The organism is Clostridium sp. (assembly GCF_016650095.1).
Taxonomy (GTDB): Bacteria; Bacillota; Clostridia; order Clostridiales; family Clostridiaceae; genus Clostridium_AD.
The window spans coordinates 1-3,773 of the sequence record NZ_JAENWL010000364.1 but is presented as its reverse complement, the minus strand read 5'-3'; the positions used below and the strand labels follow the sequence as shown (position 1 = coordinate 3,773).

The following is a 3,773-nucleotide window of genomic DNA, read 5'->3' as shown; positions in this document are numbered from 1 at the left end:
ATGGGGGAATCAACAAGAATTAATAATACTAAAAATGAGTTCTCACGGGCTCTGAAGAGTTTCCGTGAGAGCTCTATCTAATTAAGGGGGGCCCTAAGAACAAAAGGTCTCATGGATGCTACTCACGATGAAAATTCTGTTATAATCAAAAAAGCTAATAATTCAGATGCAATTAAAATTAAAGATTATGTTGAAAAGAAAATGCGAGAAAAGGGAAATCCTCAAATTATAAATCAATCTGCTACAAGTGCAGCTGATGAAATAATAAAATTAAAACAACTATTAGATACCGGGATATTATCACAAGATGAATTCCAAACTCAAAACTCAAAAATCTAAATTATTAAATTTATAATATAATTATTTAAACCTCAGAGAGTAAAATCCTTGAGGTCTTTTTTTATTTTTTGTTGAATTTTAAAACACTAAATATAAAATGTGATAATAATAAAATGTTGAATAATAATGGCTTTAAATGGCTAAAAAGTTGATCTATAAATATTTTTAAAAACGATGACATTGGACGATTGGATCGTAGGAGAGTTCTTTATATTCGTTACTAAAAATATTTCAAGTTTCTTTATTTATTTCTGTACTTTAAACAGAATTATAAGCATTAAAATATAAGAATTTATGTTATATGCTTAGCTTTTTAGTATGTGAATACATGCTGTAAGTGCCATTACTCAGCCTAATATAATTAAATATTAAAGATAGATACAGGGATCCCCGCAAGTAGCTAACATCTGGTATGCGTATCTACTCTAAAAAGAAAACAGAAGAAACACATTGTTTAGGCCTAGCATAACTATATAGTTTTTTAAAAAAGAAGAAAGGAGACAAAAAAATAATATTCCAATAAAAAAGAAAGGAAAAAGGTGAATAAAAAATGAATGGAAAAAGTGTGAATTTAGTTATCCAGATAGACAAATTATTCAAATTAAATAATATGAAAAGCATAAAAACGAGACGTCGTTATCAGGAAGCTTGCAACCGTTTTTGTGTTTGGTTAGGAGAGAATACGAATATAAAAAAATATAAAAATATAAAATCAAAACATATTTATTTGTATGTCGATTATATGAAAAGTGATAATTATGCAGCCACAACTATAGTGATTGAATTATCTGCAATAAGATTTTTTTATAACTTAACTGATGGAAAAGAGATTTTACCTGAAAACAAAAAATTAAATCTTCAAAAAAGAGTTACTCGTGGAGCTCGACGTGCATGGAGTAGTGAGGAAATAGATAAAGCTGTAGCTCTGGCAAAAGAAATGAATAGAATTGATGTGGTTAAAGCTATACTTTTATCTAGTACTTTCGGTTGTAGATTAGAAGAGGCTGTAGTTCTCACTACGTACCAAATTAAACAAGCAATATGCAGTCCATTCTTATATTTAGAAAATACAAAGGGTAAATATCCTCGTGAAGTTCCTGTAAAAAGTGAAAATAGAGAAATATTGAGATATATATTGGCTAATGCAAAAAGTCCTGAAAGAATTTTTATAGGTATTGGGGACCAGACCCATAAAATTAAAAAAAATATACAAAATTGGATTATAAACCATAGAGAAGAATTCCAAAATACTGATAGGATAGATAGAAATGTTGCAAGAGAAATGTTACAAGAAGATAGAAAGTCTAAACCAAAGGTTAAACTTACTATGCATGGAAATAGGCATACCTATGCTCAAACGTCATTTCTTGAAGCGATAGAGGATAATAATAATGATATCAATGCCGCTAAAAGAAAAACTTCTAGTGATTTGGGGCATAAAAGAGTTGAAGTCGTTAATGTATATATATAAAAATAATATACCCTTACTTTCCAATAAAAGGGATTTGTAAATATTTATCGAATATATAAACTATTAATGAGGTGGTTATATGGTTAAAAATATAAAAAAAGAAAATTATGAAAGAATTGAAGTAACATTTTCTAAGTTGGGTAGTTTTGCCTATCCCGCCAAAAAGGTATATTAGGGGCAAAATATATTATTAATATGGATTTTAGGTGTTTTGAAAGTTACACAATGTATTTTTGTAACTTTCACTTTCCTTATTTACCAACGACTTTGGGATTTTAATATAAAAAGGATAAATTGAATGTTACTTAATATTAATATTTGATACTGTTATGTAACATATTTTCTACTTTGTTCCTAACTCAAAACCTCAAATATGCTAATATACCTTTTTGGCGGGTAAGGTAAAAACACCCATAATATATTATAAAAGAATTTATATCTAATAAGATAAGAATTATATAAAATTTACATTCATATTGGAACACTTTATTAACTCTAAAGTCTTACACCATCAATGTCTTGACGATATTAAAATTCATGACCAATAACTCAGCAAGATATAGATGATCTTGCTGAGTTATTTTTAATTTAAAACTTTTAGCTACTTGCTTACGGGTATAGTTAATGAACAAAATTCATTATAAAACTACTGTAACTTTTATATACTCTCACTTTGAGTCTATTTGCCATTATACTCATAAAAAATGAAACAAAAAAGACACCCTTATAAAAGAGTGCCTTCTATCTTCAAATATTGTAGTTGGTTTGACAGGGCGGCGTATCCTGTATCTCTGGTAACTACTTTTACAAGCAGCGTGTCGGGAGCCATTTCCGACTTCAAATCAATCTACATTATCATTGTTAACATATTTATAGTTATTTTATACATTATTATTGTTTATTTATCTTAAATATTATTTTATTGTTATTCACCATTGTCTAATTGATATACCTTTATTATACACCGTATGCTAGAAAAAGCAACAGTATGTTACAGTTTCTATAATTTAATAATCCTATTGCTATATAATCTATTCTCAATCTTAGATTCTGTTACTGGATATATTGAAGCAACATATATATAATTTTCATTTATATCGAACTGTAAAGCTAAAAGTATATTGTCGTCAATCAACTTTATAAGTTCTAAGCTTGTCCCAACTTTCTTAGGATCACAACCTACATAATCAGGATTATTTAATATGTTTTTCATAGTTCCCAATAAATTGTTTAAAATAGCTTTGCTAAGATTATCTTCATGATTCTTTTTAATATGTTTGATTACTCCAGGTGCTGCATACACTTCTCCTGGATATTTAAAATTTTTAATAGTTGCGATAGCCCCTGTTATAGTGCCTACATGCATATATTTTGATAAATCCACCATAGTATCCCTCCCCCTTAATTTTTGCTTATGTTATAATATCTTTTAATTATACCTTAATTAATATAATTCTGACCGCATCCCACAGGGCTACCTACCTACCCCTTGGTTCATTATGTTAATGTATTAATATCTTGTTACTACTCTTTATTATAGACACTTTATTTAATTTCTAATCATTATTTTCAAATATAAAACAAATAAAATCTACGTTTAATATTTAAGTTAATATTATTCGTTTATTGTAATCAACTAGAAAAGACAGTAATGCCTTTTTTTGTACTTGCCACAAAGGGTGAATGATTTATTATGGTAACTTTTTTAAAATAATGTTGAAGCGGTTTTTCATTCCATTTATACAATATTATAAAGTTCGTGTTTAATGTAAAAGGCGAACTTTAGCTATATTACTACGTTTAAAAAGTTATAACACTAAACTTACATGAAAAGCGAACTTTTACTTGATAAAACGCGAACTTATACTATAATTATATTAATAGGTAATAAATAAATTATAGAAAGTGGTGTAAATAAATGGTAGCATTAACAACCGAGCAATATGAAAATATAATAGAGGTT

The 3,773-nt window shown here is 27.6% G+C and carries 3 protein-coding genes; 2 read left to right on the top strand and 1 reads right to left on the bottom strand.

The features are described from left to right. The first annotated feature begins 111 nt into the window (after nucleotides 1-111). Nucleotides 112-339: an SHOCT domain-containing protein gene (locus JJE11_RS16320; protein ID WP_291637524.1), complete on the top strand. Its 228-nt coding sequence runs from the start codon at nucleotides 112-114 to the stop codon at nucleotides 337-339. A 550-nt stretch (nucleotides 340-889) separates the two neighbouring features. Next, a complete protein-coding gene (locus tag JJE11_RS16315) occupies nucleotides 890-1,810 on the top strand; it encodes a site-specific integrase (protein WP_291637522.1) in 921 nt (306 codons plus the stop codon). A 1,000-nt stretch (nucleotides 1,811-2,810) separates the two neighbouring features. Here JJE11_RS16315 and JJE11_RS16310 read toward each other — a convergent pair. Further along, on the bottom strand, nucleotides 2,811-3,197 hold the full coding sequence (locus JJE11_RS16310; protein ID WP_291637520.1) for a hypothetical protein: 387 nt from the start codon (nucleotides 3,195-3,197) through the stop codon (nucleotides 2,811-2,813). Nucleotides 3,198-3,773 lie beyond the last annotated feature (576 nt).

Bases quoted from the DNA above. Each gene is read 5' to 3' on its own strand.
- JJE11_RS16320 (WP_291637524.1), top strand. From the start codon at position 112: ATGGATGCTACTCACGATGAAAATTCTGTTATAATCAAAAAAGCTAAT.
- JJE11_RS16315 (WP_291637522.1), top strand. From the start codon at position 890: ATGAATGGAAAAAGTGTGAATTTAGTTATCCAGATAGACAAATTATTC.
- JJE11_RS16310 (WP_291637520.1), bottom strand. From the start codon at position 3,197: ATGGTGGATTTATCAAAATATATGCATGTAGGCACTATAACAGGGGCT.